A 17,464-nucleotide genomic window follows, 5' to 3' on the forward strand; every position below is an offset into this window, starting at 1 on the left:
ATTACTTACTTTGAAAAATTGTATCTTAGGCCAACAACATAATTGTAGTGATAGTAATCAACTTCTGTTGTGATGTTAGTCTTATAGCCTTTTTCGTAATGATAACCTGTATAAACATAGAAGCGATCAGAGATAGGCACTTCAAAGTCGAGTCCAAAAATAAATGAAGCATATGTTCCTTCATTGCTATTTGTTTCGCCTGTATACTCTGAATTATAAAATTTCACACCGAAAAGTGGTTGAAACCACCAAAGTTTAAATGCTGTACTAATTTCGATTCCACTTTCTTCAATTGAATAATCTTCAGTTACGCTTTCATATGTATATGACTTCTTGTCATAGCTATTAGCAAAATAAGTAATTTTAGTAAGTAGAATATCTGTTTCTTCTGAGATACCAATATGATAACCAAACCCACTATTTTTGAAACGAGGAAGAGTTGTACTTGTTCCACTCATGAGATCGTTGATTGTTGCTTCTTCTTCATATGATGGCATTTGTGCACCAGCAACTATTCCATATTTTGCTGCACATGAAGTTAATAAAAATAGAATTAAAATTGGAAATAAAACTTTCATATCTCTCCCTTAAATAAATATTAAACTCATTGTTAAGTATTATTAAAATTTATTTAAGAGAGAAAAAAGTTCTTTATATGTTGTTTGAAATAAGCTCTGAGAGCGGTTTTGGAAGGATATTGTTAGGTACTTTCATAATAATATGGCCACCTTCTTTGTTTTGAAATTTACCAAAACTATCATCAAAACGAAATTCCGCATTTTCAAAAGTACGCACATTAATTTCATTGCCATTGACCTGATCTACAAATGAAGATTCAAACTTAAGTTTATCTAAAGAGAGTTCTTCGTTCAAAATAAAAAACCAGTGATAGATTTCTGACTTTGGAGCGTCATCAGCTAATCCCAACTTTTTTACTTCGATAATCGATACATTCTCATTCATAAAATAGAATAATGTTTCAAATTTTTTTTCCATATAAATATTTTACGTTGGAAAATACTAAAGAGTAAAGAAAACGACTGGGATATTTGAGTTAAGAATAATATTAGGAAATTTATATGGTCAGATGTGTATTTGGGAATGTTCAAAAAGATATATAAGAATGAATTGCTATAAAAAAGAAAGTAGAAGTGATTAAAGTATACTGAAACACATCATCTAACCGATATAAATCCTAAATCTGTAACTATAATAACACCTTGGTCGCTAATGTCAAATAAAAGTTTGATATATAAAACAAGTTGAATTGAAAATTATAAATACTTGAAAATAGGGAGTGAGTAGGGAGGGGCCCTACTCACTAGGTTATTTATGGTTAGGCGGCCTTATCACCACCGACGAGATCTATTACTAGCCTTACAATGTCGTCTAGATTGTCTGCTTGGCCTTTAAGGTTGGCCGCTGAGCGTGAGGCTTCTTGTGCTGAATTGTTGTTTTGTATTGTAGTTTCATCAATTAATCTGATTGCATTTGTAATTTCATTTACACCTTGTGTTTGTTCGTTACATGCACTTGCAATCTCTGTGATTTTTCCATTTACGTTTTGTACATTGAATACAATCTTATCTAGTACTTCCTTGCATTGTCCTGCTTTCTGGCGACCAGCTTCGACTGTCTTTGAGCTACTTTGAATAACTTCATTCACCATTGTTGTTGTACCAGAAACAATTGCTTCTACATTCTTGATTGATTCATCAATTAAAACTTTTATTTCATCTGATGCTGCTCCCGACATTGAAGCGAGTGAGCCAATTTCTTCTGCAACAACTGCAAATCCTTTTCCACTTTCTCCCGATCTTGCAGCTTCAACAGAAGCGTTGAAAGAGAGTAGCTTTGTTTGAAAAACAATATCATTAATTACTTTTGTTTTATCTTCAATTTCTTTAATGATATTCAAGATCTCTTGTACTTGCCCGTTACTGCTTTCCATTTTCTTCATAGCATCAGTATTACTATTAGAAATATTCTCAATTGCATAAAGCATTTCATCAATCGTGCGTTTACCATTTTGTACTTCCATTTCTGAAAGCTCACCCGATTTTTTTGAATCCTCTGCAAACTCAGTGTTTCGACGAATCATTGATGATATTTCATCAACTGAGGCAACAGTTTCTTGAAGTGAAGCTGCTTGTTCATTTGTTGCAGCCGATAATTGTGTTGAAGTGTTGTAAGTAATTTTAGAACCATTAGCAACTTGAAGAGATGTTTCTTTAAGTTGATTTGCCATCGTTAGAAGAGGGTTAGAAACACTTGTTTTTAATACGTAAGTAAAAAGTGCGCCGATGATTAGTAGTCCTACAAAACCAAACATGGCCTGATTGAGAAATACACTAAAGATATAATCATTTACATCATCAACATAAATTCCTGTACCAAGTACCCAGCCCCAAGGCTTATATAACTCAACGTAAGAATACTTTTCAACAAACTTATTACTATCTGTTTTACTATTCCAGATATAGTTAACGAAACCTTTATCTTGTTTTTTTACAAGTGCAACAACGTCATTAAAAAGTGGTTTCCCCGCTTTATCAACAAATGTCTTAACACTTTTTCCTTGAAGGCTATTACTAGGGTGAACGATCATTCTTGGCTCAAGGTCGTTAATCCAAACATAATCATCCATATCTCGTCCATAACGAATTGATGCTATGTAATGCTTAGTAATTTCTTGGGCTTCCTTTAGCGAATATTCTCCGGCCTTAACTTTCTCATCCATTGATTCAAGAAAATGATAAGCAGTCTTAGTAACGTCTTCAATTTGATTCTTCTTCTCTTGTAAGAGAGCAGCTTTTGTTGAGCTATAAGAATAGGCAATGAAGATTGAGGTAAAGATAAAGAATGGTATGAGGGCCATTAAAATTATCTTAGTATTTAAACTTAGACTTTTCACAAACGTTTTCATAATACTCCTGATTTTCTATACAATTTCTAAAGATTCTTGCTATAACTTCGGTAAAAGAAATGTATTTGTTAGTGATGTTAATCAGTTTTTATGTTCGAAGAGCTAACAATTTTGTAAGTTTGAAATTAAGTTTGTTACAATTTATCTGAGTAAAACTAATATTGGTGAGAAAATAAATGAAGTTACTTTCAAACAAAATATTTCCATTCATAGGTTTGATTATTTCTGTGATTTATCTTTTAAATCCCACTGCAGGAATAATTGAAATAATCCCAGATAATATTCCATATGTTGGCAATCTCGATGAGGCAGGTGCTGTCCTATTATTAATAGCTTGTATTAAGAAGCTAAAAGAAAAGTAACATTCATTAAAAATACTCAAGTAAAATGCTCGGGTTGTCGATAAGAACCCTATGAATATAAAAGACTTAAAGTACGGGGTGGCCGTACTAGCAATTGGTGCATCTACTTTTTACTTTACTGAAAACTATATTGAACAATCAAGAACAATCCAGCGATCAATCGCAAGTGAAGGACTTATTAAAAATTGTATGAGCGCAATTAGCTCTTTCCTAGGCCCTAAAGTTATTGAGCCTTATGCGAAAGTTAATCTTGTGCTTAAAGATAATGAAAGAAAGGTTAACGGGAAAATTGTTGCTTATGCACGTGGTGGTATCGAAATTAGAGGTTACGGTAGCCACCAGTTAATTTCATATGATGAAATATCAACAATTAACGGAAAAGAGCTTAACTCAGTTGAAATATATCGTTTACTTCTTGCTGCTGAAATTAATAAAACAAGTGCAGATCATATAATAGTTCGAGTTCTAAATAATTTAGAGTTTGAGGATATAAAAGGTCAAAATTTTAAAACAGATGGTGAGACAATTAGTTTTCAAAATTTACAAGGGGTGAAAAATCAGATTCCTTTAGAAGAGGTTTATCATTTCTCTTCATTTGATCCTTCTGCTGCTGCGAGAAAAGAAGTACAAACCTATGAAGGTGAATTTGTATCTGTACGACTTAACAATGGTGAAGTTGAAGATGGTGTAATCGTGCTATCTGAGGATAGGAAATTTGCAGAACTTACAAGTGTTCATGACGCAACAGAAGTTGTGCAAATTCCTCTCGAAGAGATTGAATTAGTTTTCCAGTAATAGCTTTATAAAATAAACTTTAGAACTAGATATGGTGTAATATTAAAGACAATCACTAGTAATTTGAAGTTTGCTAAATATTTAAAATACATCTTAGGGAGCTTCTTTTCTTTAATACCAAACATACTTGAATGTATCTCAATGACTTGTTTTTTTAATACTAAAATCATAAAAGTTGATAGTAGTAAAAAGCTCATATTTATAATAGAACAATACCCTAGGAATGATGTGAATGTTTCGAAATTCATTGTTATAACCTTAGTCTTTTTGAGGAAGATTTTCAGCAAATCCTTTGAATGCATAAGATAAAATATCTCGATCAACAGGTGCTTTAGGGAACGGATACTTCTTGTTCATACTCTCAGCATTTTTTGATGAAAATGCTTCAACAAGATCAATGATCTGATCAACACCGTTTCTTTTTCTAATAGTGTATTCTAAATCATTACGATCTGTTTTTTTTATAACACCATTCCAGGCAAGATATTTATTTCTAATATCGTAAACAGAGAAATTGATATCCATGCTTCTTTTTGTTGTTGTCGTAAGACTTTTATCACCGGTTTCTTTTCCTTCTGAATTCGTTAGTGCCGTTTCAGTTCTATCATTTTCAACAATATCACTTTCTACTCTTCCAAATACTATATAGCGACGATTCGTTACATTTTGAGAAAGTATTGTAAGTGAGTTTTCACTAAGGATTCCATCTTCTTCTACTTCTCTTAGTAGTTCTCGATATAACCCTCGGCCAATCTTTTTAATTAAAGGTCCAGCGTTATCGACAACTAGATCTCTTCTTTTTTCTTGTAATTCAACTCGAAATTGATTTGCTGTTGTTATCTGTTTTTTATAATCCCAATTCTCACTTGTATGAACTATTCCAGCAATAGTGAGGCGTCCATTTTGTACATTTGAATATGTAAAATCTGCGGTTTTTCTAAGTCCATGTACCTTAGTTGCACAAGAAGTAATCAGTAACGTACTTAAAAGTACTAGGGATTTTAACATTTAAGCCTCCAATTTAGATAAATCTATTTTATTAGACCAAAGCATACTTAACAATAGGTTAGTTTTTACGTGCTTATGATTTGGAAAAATTAAGATGAAATTAAATGTATGAACCTGTTTTTCTGCTATTATGAAGATGGTAGGAATCCTTTCTGGATGACTGCTCAGCTCGCAGCTACTGTCTGTGGGCATCGAAAGAGGTCCTCGCATTTATGCGAGGGCCTTTTTTTTTGATTTTTAAAGTTGAGCAAATATGTCAATTTGATTACCATCTGGATCTCTCACTGATGCATATCTTTGACCCCAGAAAGCATCCCAAGGTTTCTTCTCTTTCTGATATCCAGCTTTGATGATTTTATCAAAAATTTGATCAACATCATTCGATGACTCTTGTTCAAAGCAAAGAGTGATTCCTGGAGTAACAGGTTCTTTCCATTCGTTATTTATTTCTTTTAATAATTCATGCGAATCGAGCATAATTCTGATTCCTTGCTGTGTTTTCGCTTCATAGTGTCCTTCACCAAACTTTTCAAATTTTAATCCAAGAAGTTCGTAAAACCTGAGAGAGTTTTCAATTTTTTTACATGCAATACCTATTGCTTTCATGCTCATAAAGACTCCGTGTTTTGAGTTAGTTTTAATTGTCTTGTTTTAACCTTAGCTTAATTTGACATGATTTACTCACTGGCATTTATTTAATATACAAATTTTTTTCGGGACTGAACAATATCATAGGAGGATATGTGAAAAAGTTAACAAATATGGCAGTTGCCTTGGCCGTTATCTCAACGGTCGCAACGTCTGTTTCTGCTTCATCGAGAGTAATTCGTGACAACCGTTTAAAAGATTTAGGAATTGCGCCAGTACTTGGCAGGGGATATTCAATAGCTACAAATACATATCAAAGTACTTGTTTGAGTAAGATCGAAACTACACAACCATCTTATGACTTAAAATATCGATACATTGAAATTGAACAAGATTGGGAAACACAATATCGCCGTTCATTTGAAACGAAGAATACATTTAAATTTTTATTCCTTAAAAATAATGTAAATGTCTTTTCAGAAGTAGAAGGCAATACTACCTATCACTACCACTATATATTTGCAGACATTGATGTTGATAGTTACTACCATTCTTTATCAGAAGGAAATAGTGATTTAAGCGAGAGTGCTGCAAGTCTCTTAACTAAAGGGGATGTGGTTGGTTTCTTTGATTCCTGTGGGCCATATTATGTTCGCTCGATTGGGAGACACTCTAGCTTTCTTGGTCTTCTACGCTACCGTACGACTTCAGTTGAAAGAGATGTCAATTTTGAGTTAGAGTTAAAATCTAAAATGCGAGGGTTCTTCTCTGGTGGATCCACTGATACAACGATATCAACTGAGTTTAGAACTGAAACTCAAACAAAACGACTTGAAATCAATATTTGGGCATATGGGCTTGGTAAAGGCGAACTAGCGGATATTATTCCTACTGACATAGACAGCTTTAAAGATTCTGTACGTGATGTTGTAAAAACAATGCAAGATCCAAACGCTGGTCGTATAACGACAATGGAAGTAGCACCTTGGATTGAAAATACTCAATTTCAAGATCTCTTAGAACTTGAAGATGAAGAAGATAAGTTACTATTTGAGAAAAAGAAGAATTTAGAAGCAAATGCTGAAATCATAAGCGAGCTAGATCGTATTGATAGAGCTCAAGTAGATCAATATTTTAAAGCAAGTAATTGTCGACGAATTTTAGAAGATGAGTATTTGAATATTGATGACGACTTTGGAGGAGGGTACGAACCAGAGAACACATTCTTCTCAAATCTTTCTCAACCGAATAGTCAGAGTTCCGAAATTTCATTAGAGGCGTTTGATGCTGTTCTTTCAACTGATAAGGTGGAGGAATACTTAATCGCAAATTATATTTTCAATTATGGTCAAGCTGAGCCTACACCTGAGCCAGAAACTGGAGCCTTGGCCTGTATTAAGGCAATCCATGAGCAGGGTATTGATCAAGTACATTTTAGAAATATACCTGCGTGTGTTGAAGCAAGACTTACGGGGGTTCCTGTTTCACCACTTTTAGATAACTACTGTATGCCAGAGTTGGCCAGAGTGATAATTCCTGATGATGCATAATATATGAAAAGAATATTAGAAATATTTTTAGTGATTTTCCTAGGCGGGGCCAGTTCAATGGCCCTTCCTCTACAAAATACAATAAATGAAGAAAACTTTCACTCATCAATCTACATTGATGATCCTCGCGTGACACAAATTAATGGTCATCTTAAGTTACTGGATGGTTTTTCAAGAAAACTATTTAAACAATCAAATACATGTTTCAATCTCGAGAACTTTAAAGGCACACAGCAATCTAACATTCAACTTGATTTTCATCAAAAAGTGATTGGAACAAACCTATTTAATCCATTCTTCAGTAAATATTATAATAATATTTATAGTAGTCATGTTGATAAAATACTTAAGGCACAAGATCAAAAAATAACGAATGCATTCCAAATCGCACTACATAAAACTACATATGCACGGGAGCGTGATACTGATTATGTCGACATAAATACACGATATAATCAATTAATTGTGAATGGTGATTTTTTTGGCTTTAGTGAGTTATGTAGTAGTGGCTATGTGAATTCTTTTAATAAATATGCAGGTGCTTGGTTCACAATTGTATTCAATCGAAGTGCAGATGGTGATGACACAGTCTTCACAAATTTGTTTGAAGCCTATATTCGTTTATTTGATTCAGCGGCCGAGCCAAAGCTAAGAGCACAATTGAATAGAGAATTAGCTAATCGTGCAGTTGTTCTCTATGCAGAATTTCGTGGGGTTAATCCACTTCCTGTGCCAATTCAAAACCTTCGAGATATTGAAGAATTTAGAATTCTCGTATCAAAAATAAAATCTACAATGCTTTCGTCAGATGCTGGTCTTTATATGGCAATGGAATACACTCCTTGGGGTTATAACGATCAATTTCAAACTTCATTTTATAATTATCTTGTACGTAGTTCAAAGCAGCCCATACCTGTTGAGCCATCTCGTGCACATTGGTTTAACTTCTATCAAAATATGGAAGTCGCACGACTAATGAGTGATGCAATTGCTTATGAAGCAAGTATCGTAGAACGTTTCGAAGTTTGTCGCAATCAAATGCTAAGGGATTGGCCCCTTCGTGGTAATGAGAAGAAATTATTTGTAAATCATCTCGACTCTGACGGAGCTGGAATTGCACTTGCAACTATCTACCAAATTCTTACAGAAGAAGCTTTAAAAAGTTTAAAAGATAAATTAACAAATTTACAAAGTGGTGAGGAGAACTCTGTTTCACTCTGTAGTAAAAAATTAAATGGTCAAATATTTCTTTCAAATCATTATAGAGATCTGTCAGAGTGTAAATGGTTTGATGATTTTACTAAGTCACCTTCGTTAGTGCTAGATGCACTTTGTCCTTTGACTCCAAAATAGCTTAGGTGATGTGAGTGTGAAAAAGGATACCCATGAAAATCTATATATTTATATTTTTACTAATATTTATGTCTTGCGCTAATGTCGATCAAATTGATCGTGGACTATTATCAAAACAAATTATGCAACTAGATCCCCATCCTGAAGAAAGTATTTTTCAAAATGAAGTACGTGCTTTTAGAGAAGGTGCTGTTGGCGGTACAAATGCTGTTGGGGGTGGATGTGGATGTAACTAATCTCAACAAAGTATTGTTTGGAAGTATCTTGTTATTTCTTGCAACAAAAAATACATTTGCTGAAATGATGGAAAGTGGAAAAACCAAATTTAAACTACTTTTTAATATTTATCATCAAAATGGTGATGAAGGTAATCAAGTTTATGATGACTCCGGAAAGGAAGAAGCAAATGTTATTGAGCCTATGATCTTTATAGAACATCAAATAACAGAAAGTACTGCTATTAATGCACATTTTGTTTTTGATTTTTGGACTGCTGCTTCTGATACAAAGCTTGATGGAGCGACAGGCGCCAGTGGAGCAGGTCGTAAAGAGCAATCTCGATTCTCAGGTAATATTGGTGTGCGCAAAGAAGTTAGTGATTGGGAAACAAGTGCATCAATTGGATTCTCTTCTGAGTACGACTATCGATCCTTTAATGCAAGTTTAGGCGTTCAGAGGTCAATGGCCAAGGACAATTTTACATTAGGGTTAAATCTTCAATACTATAATGATGAGGTAATGTTATTTGAGGACTTAAGCTCTCCTCCTACGGCCAAAATCTCAGATTTCCTGCCACGTGATATCTTTGCAGCGAGTTTGACAGCGTCGCAAATATTAACAAGACAAGACATTATGCAAATGGACTTTACATTTGTACATGCCAGTAAGTATTTAGAGTCAACTGCCAGTTCAGTCTCTGTTGGTGGTATAAGGCAAGTAGAGAAATTACCTGAAACTCGAAGTCGCTACGCAATCTCTTCTAAATGGGTTCATGGTTATAGTGATGAAGTCGCTACAAATATCTCATATCGTTATTACTTTGATCAATGGGATTTGAGGGCACACACTTTAAGACTTGCTTTGCTTAAAGAAATTAATGATGATGAAGATTTTATCGAGCTTGCGCTTCGTTATCATAATCAAACAAGTGTTAAGTACTACCAAGACTCATTTGTGACTGCTAAGGATTTTATGACAAGTGACTCCGATCTCGCGGACTTTTCATCCTATGAGCTAAGTGCTTTTCTCTCTAGTAATTACGATTCTAAATATATTTATGGTACTGAATTTGAAGATATTATCTGGAATAATGGGGTCACATTTGCCAAACGCTCAAATGACCTAATATATGCATATATTCAATCCTCTATTGGATTTCTATTCTAGGGAGGCAATGATGAAGTCCATACTTTTAATTATATGTTTTTTCATAAAAATGAATATTTTTGCGAACAAAATTGATAATTTTACACTTCCTATTTACGACACAAAAGAAGAATTTAATCTAGCTCATTATTCTAAAAACTATGAAAGAGTTTATTTAAACTTTTGGGCATCTTGGTGTAGCGCATGTATCCAGGAAATCGATGAGCTAGAAGGTCTAAAGTCTAAATATGTAGATAAAAAAATACTTTTCATTGCAATCAATGCTGGAGAGAAAAGAAAAAAGATAAAAAGATTTTTAACAAAGAATAAATTCTCTTACCTTATCCTTGAAGATAGTGACCGAAGAGTTTCAAAACAACTAGGAGTAACTGAGCTGCCACGCTCTATTATTATCGATAAAAATCGAAATATTTTATACAGCTCAGATCGGCCACCAAAGGAAATATCGTTTTGATTCATAACGAAAATCAACTAACTTGTGAATATAGGTTTTCTGCCATGGGCGGAGAATTTCAACTTCTTTGCTTTCCACAAAGCTTTCTATCTCGTGAGGATGTATTAAAAATTTTTCATAAAGCAGAAAAGGAAGTCCTTCGTATTCAGTCGAAATTTTCAGACTTTGAAGAGAGTCCATTTAATGAAATAAATAAGTATGCAGGAATTAGACCAGTTAAGGTTGATGATGAGATTTGGAATATTATTAAGATCGCAAATAGGATATCAAGAGAATCTAATGGTGTATTTGATATTTCATTTGCAACAATCGGCCATTTATGGCGTGAAGCTAAAGAGAATGGTAGAACACTAAGTCTACTTGAGCGAACACAGATGAAAGCTTTTATTGATTATCGCAATATTCAGATGAATTATTTTTCTAAATGCATTTTTCTTCCTTTCAAACAAATGCGAATTGGACTTGGTGGTATTGGTAAAGGTTATGCGATTGATATGGTTTATGAGCTATTATTAAAAGAAGGTATTTCAAACTTCTATATAAATGGTTCAGGTGATATTCGTGTACACTCGCTACCAAGCGCACCAAGAGCCTGGCGTATCGGTATTAAAAATCCTTTTTCAGCAGATTCATCAAAGTCCATCGGAGTATTACAAGTTTCGACAGGAAGTATTGCTTCTTCTGGCGGTTATATTCACTTCAATCCTTACAGTGAGGGGATGAGTGATCATCATATTGTGAATCCAAGAAGTGGTTTTAGTAATGATGAAATAATAGCTTGTACTGTTATTGCAGAACATACAGTTGAAGCCGATACTACGGCCACTATTCTAATGAATTTAGATGTCATTGAAGCAATTAGATATTTAGATAATAAGAAACTTATTGGTTTTGTGATTGATAGAAACGGCAAAACTCATCTTTCGGTTAGAGCACTTTCTTCTTTTGGACTATAAATCAATAAATCCCAAGTAGCTGAATTTTCAATTTACTTGATCAATATGCCTTGTTTACTTGGCGTGATCGAAAGTTTTTTTATTTATTATCTAAATAAAAATACAGGAGGTGACGAAGTGTTCTTAAGTATTTAGAGAATTCAATAAATTATCTTCGTAAATACTGTGTATGGAATCTAGAGTAAAGAGTGGGGCGTTAAGCATTCATCGGAGAGTAAAAAAAATGTTCAGAGCAAGTTTTAAAAAGAAATTATTACTATTGTGTTTTTTCATGTCATCAGTAAGTTTGATTATTGGTGGTGTTGCTTTATTTGGCTTCAAAAAGTTTATTGAAGTTTCAGATGAAGTTAATCAAAGTGTTATTCCTAGAACAACATTATTAAATAGGATGGATGTAAATTATCAAAAAACGAGAATTCAAGTTAGAACTCTTGGTTTAGATAATTTGAGTAAAGAGGATCGTTTTGCGGCCATTGAAGGAGCTCTAAAAGTAGTTGGCCAATATGAGGAAGCTGCATCTGAACTTAAAACTATGATTAAAACAAAAGAAGAACTTGAGTTATATAATAAGTTAGGTGCACAATGGGCCAGCTTTAAGAAAGTTGGTGTTGAAGCAATCAATCTAGCAAAAGTATATGATGTTCAGTCTCGTGCAAAACTATTAGATATATTTTTAGTTCATTGCCCGAAAGCAGCAGCAGACTTTCAATATGCACTAGATCAATATAATCAGAGTATTCGAGATGAAATTACTAAAGCCGCTAAATTATCTGAAGAGACTTCTAAAACAATCGCATTTATTAATAAATTACTAATCATCTTAACAATATCAGGTATTTCAAGTTGTCTTGTAATCGGAATTATCTTTGCTAATAAGATCTCAACATCAATTAGAAATACTTTAGACATACTATCAAAGAGCTCTAACTTTCTTACTGCCAGTGCAGATAATATCTCATCTTCATCTCAAAAACTTTCAGCTTCAAGTGAAAATCAAGACTCTTCATTACATGAATCTAGTGCTTCTCTAGAAGAGATAAGCTCAATGGTTAGAATGACAGCAGAAAATGCAAAGAGATCAAATGAGCTAGCGACAGAGAGTTTAGATAAAGCTTCTAAGGGGAAGGACATTGTAGGAGATATGAATATCTCAATGGACTCAATTAATGGAAGTATTGATACTATTGTTAAAGAACTCGATATCAACAATGATAAAATGAAAGAGATTGCTACACTAATAAACAGCATTGATGAAAAGACTCAAATTATTAATGACATTGTTTTTCAAACTAAACTTCTATCTTTTAATGCTTCAGTAGAAGCGGCAAGAGCAGGAGAAGCCGGTAAAGGATTTGCAGTTGTCGCTGAGGAAGTTGGGAAACTTGCACAGATGAGTGGTGTAGCTGCAGTTGAGATCACTGATATGCTCTCTTCAAGTGTTGATCAAGTAAATCATATTGTAAGTGAATCACAGGAAAGGATTACAAGTGTCGTTGAATCAGCAAGAAGCAATGTAACAAGTGGTACAAATATCGCAAAAGAGTGTGAAGATATTCTTGAAAATATTGTTACAAGTGTTGCAGGTGTTTCATCTTCTATCGCTGAAATCTCATCAGCGACTCAAGAACAGTCTAGTGGTATTTCTCAACTACAAAGTTCAATTTCTAGAGTTGATGTACTTTCTAAGTCGAATACAGGTATTGCTAGAGAAACGTCTGGAATTGCACAACAATTGCAACAACAGGTCGGATCTGTAAATGGATCAATCGTAAATATCCAAAAACTTATTCTTGGTGAAGAAAATTCCTCGGAGTCATCTCCTAACAAGATGGCCGCTTAAATAACCCCAAATGCACTTAAGCTTATGATTTAAGCTTAAGTGTATTTTAGAGATATATCTATCTTGACATTAATTTCTCACCGTTTTGTCTCTGCGAGTCAGTTAAAAATAGATTTCAAATATGCCCTTTTAATGATCAAATTATACAAAGGGTAAATAAATGAATTTAAATAAAAATGATGTGCATTCTTTTGCACAGGCGCAATTAGATACTTTTAATCTAAGTGAATTTAAAATTGATATTGGTTTAGCACTTGGTAATATTAGCGCTGAAATCAAAGAAGAATTTGAAGAGCTAAATTCTTATGAAGTAATGCAAGAACGGCATTCTTATTTTTCAATTGATGGAGTTTTTGCAGAGGAATATAGAGAAAGGGTGATTCAGTTCGATGATGATAGAAAGCTAATCTATGGAATTCGTCATATGGGTGGTAATGTTGATATTCCATTTATCCAATTTCTTGCTAATTTCAATTTAACGACAAATGAAGCACTCAGTTTATACGAGAATGTTAAACATGAGTTTATTAAATTTAAACCACTTTATATCTGTTTTCATTCATCGGGTGAATTGAAAGATGTCGACATGATTTCTGCAACTCATTTAGTAACGACTACTAGTGGAATGAAGTCACTTAAGCCTTGGCCTTTAGAGCAAGATTTGAGTTTTAAGGTTATTAAAGATGACTCTTATTACGAGTGGTATAAAAGTGGTTATGAAGAATTTAATCGTGAAGTACCAGAGCTTTCTAAGAAAGTGTGTGTAAACACTCATGAGTCGATGGAGGAGTCTATGAAGCAAGGGCTCCTACAATTAGTTTTCTTAGGTGATGAACAAATTGGCTTAATCTCTGCTGAACGCTCTGCATTTTTAGGTCATGATGGTATTTATTTCCATGAAATATTCATTGATAAAAAGTGGAAGGGGAAGGGACTTGCTAAAGCAATTCAGAGAAAATTTGTTGTAGAAAATACAAATGATGCTGATTATGTTTGGGGAACAATTGATTACTCCAATTTAAGTTCTTTTAAAACTGCATTGTCTAATGGACGCAAACCTGTGCGCTATGAGAATTTTGTGAGTATAATATAATTCTATGAATTATAAATTACATCAACTTAAAGGTTATATTCAAACGATCTATATAGTGGAAGAGAACGGCTCTCTTCTGCTATTAGATGGTTGTTGTCGTCCTGATGTGGCCATTATTAATGACTATATCGAAAACCAACTTGGAAAAACTCTTAAGGATCTTAAACTCGTGATCTCAACACATGCTCATCCGGATCATGTTGGCGGACTTAGTTACTTTAAAAAACTTGGTGTTACTGTTGCTGGACCTCAAGGATTAAATGATTGGTATAGCGGTATAACTGGACTCTTCACTTACTGTGTCGATATATTTCTTACTTATATGGTTGCAGTTAACAAAAAGAGAGGGTTTAAAAATGTTCTCTTTCCAAGGCAAACTGATCTTGACCTTGTCTTGAGCGAAGGTATGAGAGTTCCTGGGTTTGAATCGTGGGAGATTCTTGAGACTTCTGGGCATACCGATATTGATTTAACTATTTATCACAGTGATACAAAGCTTGCTTATGTTGCAGATAACTTCATAGGTTCACCAAAATTTACAGCAAGGCCATACCCACTCTTTAATCCTTCAGAATATAAAAAATCACTTAAGCGCTATATTGATTTAGAAATTTCAGATTTTTTAATTGCACATTATGGACGTGTTACAATTCCTAAAGAGCGTATTCAGAGATTAATCGATTCGACGCCACAAAGGCCACGAAGACATATTACAACTCTTCCTTCTATTTTATTAATGTTAGCAAGAACTGCTATTAAAAAAATAACAAGGCCCTCTTAGTAATTACTACTAAGAAGGCCATTATTTTATTGATTGTGACTTGTTGGAGGGACACTCTCAATGGCTTTGTTTTCTGTTGGTGTTAGCTGACCAAGAAATTCTGGTAGCTCAACACCTGCTTGCTTGGCTAGATCGTGTACTGCTGGAAGTGAATTGATTAGCCCACTTAGAAAGTTTGACGTAGCACTCTTTCCATTGTGACTATTTCCGCCACTGTCCCATACAGTAACTTTATCAATTTTAAGATCTTGCACGGCCTTAACTTGTTGTGCGATGATTTCTGGAAGTTGTTCTACCATAAGTAGGGTAGGAACAAGCCTCTTATCATCACCAACAATTTCAACTAGTTTGTGATAACCTTGTGCCTTGGCCTCAAGAACTTTTTGAATACCTTGTGCCTCAGCTTCATATTTCGCTAAAATTGCATCGGCTTCACCTTTTGCAATTCTTCTTTGTCTTTCGGCTTCTGCTTCTGCTGTAATTTCTACTTTTCTCTTATTAATCTCTTCTTGTGCAAGCTCTGTTTTTTCAAGTCTTGCAATCTCTTCTAGTTTTTGTGCTTCTAGAACAGCTTTTTGTGCTTGAGCGAGAGCAACTTCACCACGCTTTGCCGCATCGGCTTGCTTTTCTTTTAGGGTTGCATCGTATTCTGCAATATTTGCTTTTGACTCATTCTCACCCTTAACAGACTCTGCTTCTTGGATTGCAACGAAAACTCTTTGCTCTTTTAAAGCTTCTTTTTTTCCTTGCTCCGTAATCGCTCTTTGCTTTGCTTGTGCAACTTCCTGCTCTCTTAGTGCTGCTGCTTCTCCAGTAACACCTTCTGCTTCATATTTTGCGATACGAATTCTCTTATTTCTCTCAGCTTCTTTTTGTCCTGCTTCTGATTCTGCAACTTGATTGGCGACTTGAACTTCTTTTTCTTTGTTAGCGTTTGCTTCACCAATAGCACCATCTTTATCTTGCTCAGCAACTTCTACTTTCGCTTTATTAATTGCTTCTGCGGCAGCTTTCTTACCAATGGCTTCAATATATCCAGATTCATCTGTAATATCTCTAATATTAACGTTAATTACATCAAGACCAATTTTATTAAGCTCAAGGTTTACGTTCTTATTAACAAGATCTAAGAATTTCTCTCTATCTTGGTTGATCTCTTCAATAGCAAGAGTTGCAATAACAAGACGCATTTGCCCTAGAATAATATCTTGGGCCTGATTTGATATCTCACCCGTCGAAAGACCTAGAAGACGTTCTGCTGCATTCGTCATGATGTTTGAAGTCGTTGAAATTCCAACTGTAAATGTTGACGGAACATTTACTCTAATATTCTTTTTAGAAAGTGCACTTCTTAAATCGATTTCAATTGTAAGCGGCTCAAGTGACAGATATGTATAATCTTGTAGAAGAGGAATAACAAAGGATCCTCCACCGTGAATACACTTCGCCGATTGTCCTGTTCCAACACTACCGTAGATAACTAAGATTTGGTTTGAGGGACATCTTTTATATTGTTTTGATAAAAAGATTGCCGCAAAAAGAAGGATTAAAACAGGAACAACAATTATCCCCATAATTCCAAAAGTACTAAATAGCATGAATAATCTCCCTTAAATATTATGCTTTCTTAACGATTAAGTTTCCTGAGTCATCAACATAGTGAACTTTGATGCTCTCAAATGCATTAATCGCTTCACCCTTGCTACTTGCTTGTAGAATCTGTTGTTTATTTCCAATTGTTATTTCAACTTGGCCAATACCTTCACCTTTTGCAGGTATATTTGTATATGCACGTCCTGTTCTTCCAATTGCTTCTTTGATATTTACTTTTGGAATATTATTAAATTTTTTAATTTGAAAAGTTATAAAAGAACTGAAAAGCATCATCACAAAACCAAAAACACCGGCCACAATTACTCCATACATATCTGACATTTCCCATTCTTGTTTTGCTGCAAGTCCAATCCACCCAGCGCCCATAAAGAAAGCAAGTATTGATTGAGTCGAAACAAGAGTGAAAGCTTCGCCACCATCTGTATGTTCAATGTCAACGTCACCATCGAAGTCCGTGTCTCCATCACCCGTTACAAAAAGAAGAAGCATTTTTAAAACAAATAGCAGTGTTCCCGCAAATGCCATGACTGCATAAACTGGGTTTTGAGAAAATATCTCTTTCATCCAATCTCCAAAAATTAAATATTGTTCATTTTTAAGTATATGGAAAAAAGAATTAGTAGTTAGGGGGTAAAAATGTCTAGAGTGGCTCTGGGAGAGGGGATTGGTGATTTTTGTTCTTTATTTTAAATATAGGTTTGTTTTGTAAGTGTTCGATTTTATATTGTGGAGGTTTCAGTTGTTTTGGAGCACTAAAA

19 protein-coding genes are annotated in these 17,464 nt (G+C 34.2%); 11 read left to right on the forward strand and 8 right to left on the reverse strand.

The annotated features are described in order from the left end of the window. Positions 1-5 precede the first annotated feature (5 nt). The 3 genes from ACMAWV_RS02635 to ACMAWV_RS02645 all read right to left on the reverse strand — a co-directional run bounded on the left by ACMAWV_RS02635 (position 6) and on the right by ACMAWV_RS02645 (position 2,926). Positions 6-578, reverse strand: a complete 573-nt coding sequence (locus ACMAWV_RS02635) for a hypothetical protein (RefSeq protein WP_412463049.1) — start codon at positions 576-578, stop codon at positions 6-8. Between the two features lie 73 nt (positions 579-651). Continuing rightward, positions 652-996, reverse strand: a complete 345-nt coding sequence (locus tag ACMAWV_RS02640) for a hypothetical protein (RefSeq protein WP_392990605.1) — start codon at positions 994-996, stop codon at positions 652-654. A 340-nt stretch (positions 997-1,336) separates the two neighbouring features. Then, the gene (locus tag ACMAWV_RS02645) at positions 1,337-2,926 is read right to left on the reverse strand and encodes a methyl-accepting chemotaxis protein (RefSeq protein ID WP_412469995.1); all 1,590 of its coding nucleotides are present in this window, start codon (positions 2,924-2,926) and stop codon (positions 1,337-1,339) included. Positions 2,927-3,102: 176 nt separating this feature from the next. Between ACMAWV_RS02645 and ACMAWV_RS02650 the strand changes: the two genes are divergently transcribed. Together ACMAWV_RS02650 and ACMAWV_RS02655 are read left to right on the forward strand one after the other, a co-directional pair. Beyond that, positions 3,103-3,288 (forward strand): hypothetical protein, encoded by a 186-nt coding sequence (locus ACMAWV_RS02650; protein WP_412463047.1) that lies wholly within the window; start codon positions 3,103-3,105, stop codon positions 3,286-3,288. Positions 3,289-3,339: 51 nt separating this feature from the next. Continuing rightward, positions 3,340-4,083 (forward strand): hypothetical protein, encoded by a 744-nt coding sequence (locus ACMAWV_RS02655; protein WP_412469994.1) that lies wholly within the window; start codon positions 3,340-3,342, stop codon positions 4,081-4,083. A gap of 5 nt (positions 4,084-4,088) precedes the next feature. Here the strand turns inward: ACMAWV_RS02655 and ACMAWV_RS02660 are convergent, their stop codons facing one another. The 3 genes from ACMAWV_RS02660 to ACMAWV_RS02670 form a co-directional block, all read right to left on the reverse strand. Continuing rightward, positions 4,089-4,331 carry a DUF6868 family protein gene (locus ACMAWV_RS02660; RefSeq protein WP_412463045.1) on the reverse strand — a complete coding sequence of 81 codons (243 nt, stop codon included), beginning with the start codon at positions 4,329-4,331 and terminating at the stop codon, positions 4,089-4,091. 10 nt (positions 4,332-4,341) lie between these two features. Then, a complete protein-coding gene (locus ACMAWV_RS02665; protein ID WP_412463044.1) occupies positions 4,342-5,091 on the reverse strand; it encodes a hypothetical protein in 750 nt (249 codons plus the stop codon). 237 nt (positions 5,092-5,328) lie between these two features. Next, positions 5,329-5,703 (reverse strand): VOC family protein, encoded by a 375-nt coding sequence (locus ACMAWV_RS02670; RefSeq protein WP_392990625.1) that lies wholly within the window; start codon positions 5,701-5,703, stop codon positions 5,329-5,331. 131 nt (positions 5,704-5,834) lie between these two features. On the opposite strand from ACMAWV_RS02670, the gene ACMAWV_RS02675 reads away from it, so the two are divergent. From ACMAWV_RS02675 to ACMAWV_RS02715, 9 genes are all read left to right on the forward strand, one after another. Continuing rightward, a complete protein-coding gene (locus tag ACMAWV_RS02675) occupies positions 5,835-7,229 on the forward strand; it encodes a hypothetical protein (RefSeq protein ID WP_392990627.1) in 1,395 nt (464 codons plus the stop codon). A gap of 3 nt (positions 7,230-7,232) precedes the next feature. Further along, positions 7,233-8,582 (forward strand): hypothetical protein, encoded by a 1,350-nt coding sequence (locus ACMAWV_RS02680; RefSeq protein ID WP_412469993.1) that lies wholly within the window; start codon positions 7,233-7,235, stop codon positions 8,580-8,582. Between the two features lie 68 nt (positions 8,583-8,650). Beyond that, on the forward strand, positions 8,651-8,818 hold the full coding sequence (locus ACMAWV_RS02685; RefSeq protein ID WP_392990630.1) for a DUF4266 domain-containing protein: 168 nt from the start codon (positions 8,651-8,653) through the stop codon (positions 8,816-8,818). Next, positions 8,805-9,968 (forward strand): DUF3570 domain-containing protein, encoded by a 1,164-nt coding sequence (locus ACMAWV_RS02690; RefSeq protein ID WP_412469992.1) that lies wholly within the window; start codon positions 8,805-8,807, stop codon positions 9,966-9,968. Before ACMAWV_RS02685 ends, ACMAWV_RS02690 begins: the two co-directional genes overlap by 14 nt. A gap of 49 nt (positions 9,969-10,017) precedes the next feature. Further along, complete coding sequence (locus ACMAWV_RS02695) at positions 10,018-10,422, forward strand: TlpA family protein disulfide reductase (protein WP_412469991.1); 405 nt, start codon at positions 10,018-10,020, stop codon at positions 10,420-10,422. Then, positions 10,419-11,378, forward strand: coding sequence for an FAD:protein FMN transferase (locus tag ACMAWV_RS02700; RefSeq protein ID WP_412469990.1), 960 nt, complete (start codon positions 10,419-10,421; stop codon positions 11,376-11,378). The genes ACMAWV_RS02695 and ACMAWV_RS02700 overlap by 4 nt, the downstream gene beginning before the upstream one ends. Positions 11,379-11,601: 223 nt before the next feature. Then, positions 11,602-13,218 (forward strand): methyl-accepting chemotaxis protein, encoded by a 1,617-nt coding sequence (locus ACMAWV_RS02705; protein WP_412475792.1) that lies wholly within the window; start codon positions 11,602-11,604, stop codon positions 13,216-13,218. Between the two features lie 160 nt (positions 13,219-13,378). Then, entirely contained in the window at positions 13,379-14,311 is a 933-nt protein-coding gene (locus ACMAWV_RS02710) for a hypothetical protein (protein ID WP_412469988.1), read from the forward strand. A 4-nt stretch (positions 14,312-14,315) separates the two neighbouring features. Further along, the gene (locus ACMAWV_RS02715; RefSeq protein ID WP_412469987.1) at positions 14,316-15,092 is read left to right on the forward strand and encodes an MBL fold metallo-hydrolase; all 777 of its coding nucleotides are present in this window, start codon (positions 14,316-14,318) and stop codon (positions 15,090-15,092) included. Between the two features lie 26 nt (positions 15,093-15,118). Here ACMAWV_RS02715 and ACMAWV_RS02720 read toward each other — a convergent pair whose 3' ends face one another. Further along, positions 15,119-16,690 (reverse strand): flotillin family protein, encoded by a 1,572-nt coding sequence (locus ACMAWV_RS02720; protein WP_412469986.1) that lies wholly within the window; start codon positions 16,688-16,690, stop codon positions 15,119-15,121. A gap of 19 nt (positions 16,691-16,709) precedes the next feature. Further along, complete coding sequence (locus ACMAWV_RS02725; protein WP_412469985.1) at positions 16,710-17,270, reverse strand: hypothetical protein; 561 nt, start codon at positions 17,268-17,270, stop codon at positions 16,710-16,712. Positions 17,271-17,464: the final 194 nt, after the last annotated feature.

The organism is Halobacteriovorax sp. RT-1-1, from assembly GCF_047085455.1.
Classification (GTDB): Bacteria; Bdellovibrionota; Bacteriovoracia; order Bacteriovoracales; family Bacteriovoracaceae; genus Halobacteriovorax_A.

Bases quoted from the DNA above. Each gene is read 5' to 3' on its own strand.
- ACMAWV_RS02670 (WP_392990625.1), bottom strand. From the start codon at position 5,703: ATGAGCATGAAAGCAATAGGTATTGCATGTAAAAAAATTGAAAACTCT.
- ACMAWV_RS02640 (WP_392990605.1), bottom strand. From the start codon at position 996: ATGGAAAAAAAATTTGAAACATTATTCTATTTTATGAATGAGAATGTA.
- ACMAWV_RS02665 (WP_412463044.1), bottom strand. From the start codon at position 5,091: ATGTTAAAATCCCTAGTACTTTTAAGTACGTTACTGATTACTTCTTGT.
- ACMAWV_RS02660 (WP_412463045.1), bottom strand. From the start codon at position 4,331: ATGAATTTCGAAACATTCACATCATTCCTAGGGTATTGTTCTATTATA.
- ACMAWV_RS02720 (WP_412469986.1), bottom strand. From the start codon at position 16,690: ATGCTATTTAGTACTTTTGGAATTATGGGGATAATTGTTGTTCCTGTT.
- ACMAWV_RS02650 (WP_412463047.1), top strand. From the start codon at position 3,103: ATGAAGTTACTTTCAAACAAAATATTTCCATTCATAGGTTTGATTATT.
- ACMAWV_RS02705 (WP_412475792.1), top strand. From the start codon at position 11,602: ATGTTCAGAGCAAGTTTTAAAAAGAAATTATTACTATTGTGTTTTTTC.
- ACMAWV_RS02645 (WP_412469995.1), bottom strand. From the start codon at position 2,926: ATGAAAACGTTTGTGAAAAGTCTAAGTTTAAATACTAAGATAATTTTA.
- ACMAWV_RS02680 (WP_412469993.1), top strand. From the start codon at position 7,233: ATGAAAAGAATATTAGAAATATTTTTAGTGATTTTCCTAGGCGGGGCC.
- ACMAWV_RS02655 (WP_412469994.1), top strand. From the start codon at position 3,340: ATGAATATAAAAGACTTAAAGTACGGGGTGGCCGTACTAGCAATTGGT.
- ACMAWV_RS02635 (WP_412463049.1), bottom strand. From the start codon at position 578: ATGAAAGTTTTATTTCCAATTTTAATTCTATTTTTATTAACTTCATGT.
- ACMAWV_RS02725 (WP_412469985.1), bottom strand. From the start codon at position 17,270: ATGAAAGAGATATTTTCTCAAAACCCAGTTTATGCAGTCATGGCATTT.
- ACMAWV_RS02710 (WP_412469988.1), top strand. From the start codon at position 13,379: ATGAATTTAAATAAAAATGATGTGCATTCTTTTGCACAGGCGCAATTA.
- ACMAWV_RS02685 (WP_392990630.1), top strand. From the start codon at position 8,651: ATGTCTTGCGCTAATGTCGATCAAATTGATCGTGGACTATTATCAAAA.
- ACMAWV_RS02715 (WP_412469987.1), top strand. From the start codon at position 14,316: ATGAATTATAAATTACATCAACTTAAAGGTTATATTCAAACGATCTAT.
- ACMAWV_RS02695 (WP_412469991.1), top strand. From the start codon at position 10,018: ATGAATATTTTTGCGAACAAAATTGATAATTTTACACTTCCTATTTAC.